4 protein-coding genes are annotated in these 3248 nt (G+C 64.3%); 2 read left to right on the top strand and 2 right to left on the bottom strand.

Annotated features, from left to right (window positions below; translation table 11 throughout):
* On the top strand, nt 1-585 hold a 585-nt coding region (locus EOA24_RS31865), incomplete at its 5' end, for a M23 family metallopeptidase (RefSeq protein WP_133374712.1).
* Nucleotides 586-685: 100 nt separating this feature from the next.
* Here EOA24_RS31865 and EOA24_RS31860 read toward each other — a convergent pair.
* A complete protein-coding gene (locus EOA24_RS31860; protein WP_126081095.1) occupies nt 686-2239 on the bottom strand; it encodes an MFS transporter in 1554 nt (517 codons plus the stop codon).
* A 160-nt stretch (nt 2240-2399) separates the two neighbouring features.
* Between EOA24_RS31860 and EOA24_RS31855 the strand changes: the two genes are divergently transcribed.
* Nucleotides 2400-3032: a TMEM175 family protein gene (locus EOA24_RS31855; RefSeq protein WP_126081094.1), complete on the top strand. Its 633-nt coding sequence runs from the start codon at nt 2400-2402 to the stop codon at nt 3030-3032.
* Here the strand turns inward: EOA24_RS31855 and EOA24_RS31850 are convergent.
* Nucleotides 3006-3248 (bottom strand): L,D-transpeptidase (locus EOA24_RS31850; RefSeq protein WP_133374711.1); only part of this gene is annotated, 243 nt, incomplete at its 5' end. The two genes, EOA24_RS31855 and EOA24_RS31850, sit on opposite strands and share 27 nt — an antisense overlap.

The following is a 3248-nucleotide window of genomic DNA, read 5'->3' as shown; positions in this document are numbered from 1 at the left end:
ATGCAGGACGGCAGCACCGACTATTTCGACGAGAACGGTTCGAGCGCCAAGCAGTTCCTGCTGCGCAACCCGCTCCCCAACGGGCGCTTCACCTCCGGCTTCGGCGCGCGCCGTCACCCGATTCTGGGCTATGTGCGCATGCACACCGGCACGGACTGGGCTGCCCCCATCGGATCGCCCATCATCGCGGCCGGCAATGGCGTCGTGGAAAAGGCCGGCTGGGCCGGCGGCTATGGCAAGCAGATCATCATCCGCCATGCCAATGGCTACGAGACGTCCTACAACCACCAGAGCGCTTTTGCCAAAGGCATCGAGCCCGGCGTCCATGTCCGCCAGGGTCAAGTCATCGGCTATCTCGGCCAGACCGGCCTGTCGACGGGCCCGCATCTTCACTACGAACTCATCGTCAATGGCACCAAGGTCGATTCGATGCGCGTGCGCCTGCCGGTCGGCAAGGTGCTGAAGGGTGACGATCTCGTGGCCTTCAAGAAAGAGCGCGAGCGCATCGACGATCTTCTGAAGCAGGAAGACGGCAACTCGCTGAAGGTCGCCAGCGCCAAGACTGATTCGCAGCTTCCGAACTAAGCAGTTCCAGGAACCGCTCCACCTGTTTCGACGCAATTCCAGACGGAAGGCTACGGCGAAGTCGACGGGCCTAACCGCTCACACTTTTCCTGGAATTGCTCTAATCGCGCGATTCGTCTGTCTGCCGCGGCCAGGGCGATGCCTGTCCGGGAACCGTGAACCAGGCGATAAGGGAAGAAAGCACGCAAAGCAACGCCGTGACCGCCGCGACCGCGGTGAAAGCCGAATCGCTTGCCGCCACTCTGGCCGCGTCGAGATTGGCCGCAAGCCCGGAAGCGGGCGGCTCGCCGAAACCTGGCACCCCGGAAGCATTGCCGATGATCCGCGCGTAAACCCAGGCCGCCAGCGAACCCATCGCCGCCACCGCGATCAGGCCGCCGACGCGCGAGACCGCATTGTTGATGCCGGACGCGGCGCCGGTATCCTTATCCTCGACGGACGTCATGACCGCGGTCGACAACGGTGACACGACTTGCGCCATGCCTAGCCCCATCAGCGCCATCAGCGGAAATGTCCCGGTCCAGAAATTGTGGATGCCGAAATGCGTGAGCAAAGCGAGGCCGGCGAAGGCGATAGCGACGACCATGCTGCCGCAGGCGATCGGAAAGCGCGGACCGATCCGGTCCGACCACTGGCCGACCGGCCCGGACAGAAGCGCGATCAATGCCGACAGCGGCAGGAAGATGAAGCCGACCTCGGCCTCGCTCAACCTCCAGCCGGCGATCAGAAGCATCGGCAGGTAGAACAGATTGGCCGACAGCGCGAAATAGAGGAAGAATGTCGCCAGGTTGGCGCCGGCAAAGGCGCGGATGCGGAACAGGCCGAGATCGATCATCGGATCGCGCTGCCAGCGCTCATAAGCGATGAAGACAAAGAGCAGGACCACACCGGCAACGATCGCGGGCGTTGACAGCATTCCGCCGCCTTTGGCATTCATGGCCGTCAGTCCATACGCGAGCAGGCCGAAGGCAAGCGTCGCCAGCGCGGCGCCCCCAAGGTCGAGGCTGCGTTTTTCGGTCGGTTTGTCGGCCGGCACCTTGGCCAAAAGCAGATAGATGGAGATCAGCCCAAGCGGCAGGTTGATGGCGAAGATCGCGCGCCAGACCCCGTTGCCGAACGTCGTCAAAACAAAGCCGCCCAGAACGGGGCCGAGCGCCGTGGTCAGCGCCGATGCGGCGGCCCAGATGCCGATCGCCCGGCCGCGCTCCTTCTTCGGATAGGCTTTGGCGATGATGGCGAGGCTGCCCGGCACCATGATCGCCGCGCCGATGCCCTGGATGGCGCGGAAGGCGATCAATATGGCCGGATCGGGCGCCACCGCGCAGGCGAGCGAGGCGGCGATGAACAGCGCGATGCCGGTGACGAAGGCGCGCCGCAGCCCGAACCGGTCGCCTGCGGCACCGCCAGCCAGGATGAGCGCCGAGAGCGTCAGCGCATAGGCGTTGGAAATCCACTGCGCTTCCGCCAGGCTGGCGCCGAGGTCGGCGCGCAGCGCCGGCATGGCGATCGCCAGGATCGAGCCGTCGATGAAGCCGAGCGCCGAGGCAAGGATTGCCGACACCAGCACGAATTTGCGCTGCGTTTGGGGACAGAACGTGCCGTTCGCCCGCGTGGGCGAATGCGAATCGGCCGTGGTTTCGTTCGCGGATGACATGAATCCCTGCTTAGCCCTCCGGAATGATTGCAACAACGAGCCAGAGCATCGCTGTTCTTGAAATCAGATGGCACTGGCCGGTGGCGAGGTGAGCGGCAATCTTGAAGGCAAACCGTCGATCGCGTGCTAGGTTCCAACATTAGGTATGGAGGGGGAAGCCATGAAGCGACCGCTCGAACCGTCGGCGGAAGGACGCGGGCGCATCGTCGGCATAACCGACGGCGTCTTCGCAATCGCGCTGACCCTGATCGTCCTGGAGATCAGGGTGCCGGCGCATGAGGCGGTGCACTCGGAAGGCGAGCTGCTCGGAGCGATCCTCGCGCTCGCGCCACGCTTTCTGACCTATGCGCTGAGCTTCCTGACGCTCACCATCTTCTGGTTCGGCCAGCAGGCGCAGCATGGCCTGATCGCCAAGTCGGACCGCAGGCTGGCGACGCTCAACCTGTGCTTTCTTGCCTTTATCGCACTATTGCCCTTCTCGACCGACCTGCTGGCCGATTTCCTCGAGTTCAGGATCGCGGTGCTGGTCTACTGGCTGAACCTGCTGATGCTGGGCGCGACGCTGTTCGCCAGTTGGTGGTATGCCGACAGGAACGGCATGATCGCCGAGGACGTCGACGCTGAAACGCGGCGCACCGTCTACAATCGTATCGTCAAGGCGCAGACCCTGTGGGCGGTCGGCGCGGCGCTGTGCCTGATCACGCCGCTGCTCGGCATAGGCTTCATCCTGCTGGTGCAGCTCATCTATGCCGCGGCGCCGCGCGCCTCACTGCTGCGTAAACTCATCGGTTGAGGTCCCGCCGACCTCCGCGATCGTTGGTCCGCCGACGAACTCCACCGTGACGCCCGGCGACACCAGCTTGGCAAGCTCGCGCGCATCCCAGTTGGTCAGGCGCACGCAGCCATGGCTCTCGGTCTTGCCGATCTTGGAGGGATCGGGCGTGCCATGGATACCGTAAGTCGGCTTGTCGAGCGCGATCCACACCGAGCCGACCGGACCGTTTGGTCC

The organism is Mesorhizobium sp. M2A.F.Ca.ET.039.01.1.1, from assembly GCF_003998035.1.
In the GTDB taxonomy this organism is placed as follows: Bacteria; Pseudomonadota; Alphaproteobacteria; order Rhizobiales; family Rhizobiaceae; genus Mesorhizobium.
Note: the sequence above shows the minus strand (reverse complement) of the source record. Positions and strands in the feature narration are given on the sequence as shown.

Excerpts from the sequence above, each read along its gene's own strand:
- EOA24_RS31855 (WP_126081094.1), top strand. The coding sequence starts at position 2,400 with ATGAAGCGACCGCTCGAACCGTCGGCGGAAGGACGCGGGCGCATCGTC.
- EOA24_RS31860 (WP_126081095.1), bottom strand. The coding sequence starts at position 2,239 with ATGTCATCCGCGAACGAAACCACGGCCGATTCGCATTCGCCCACGCGG.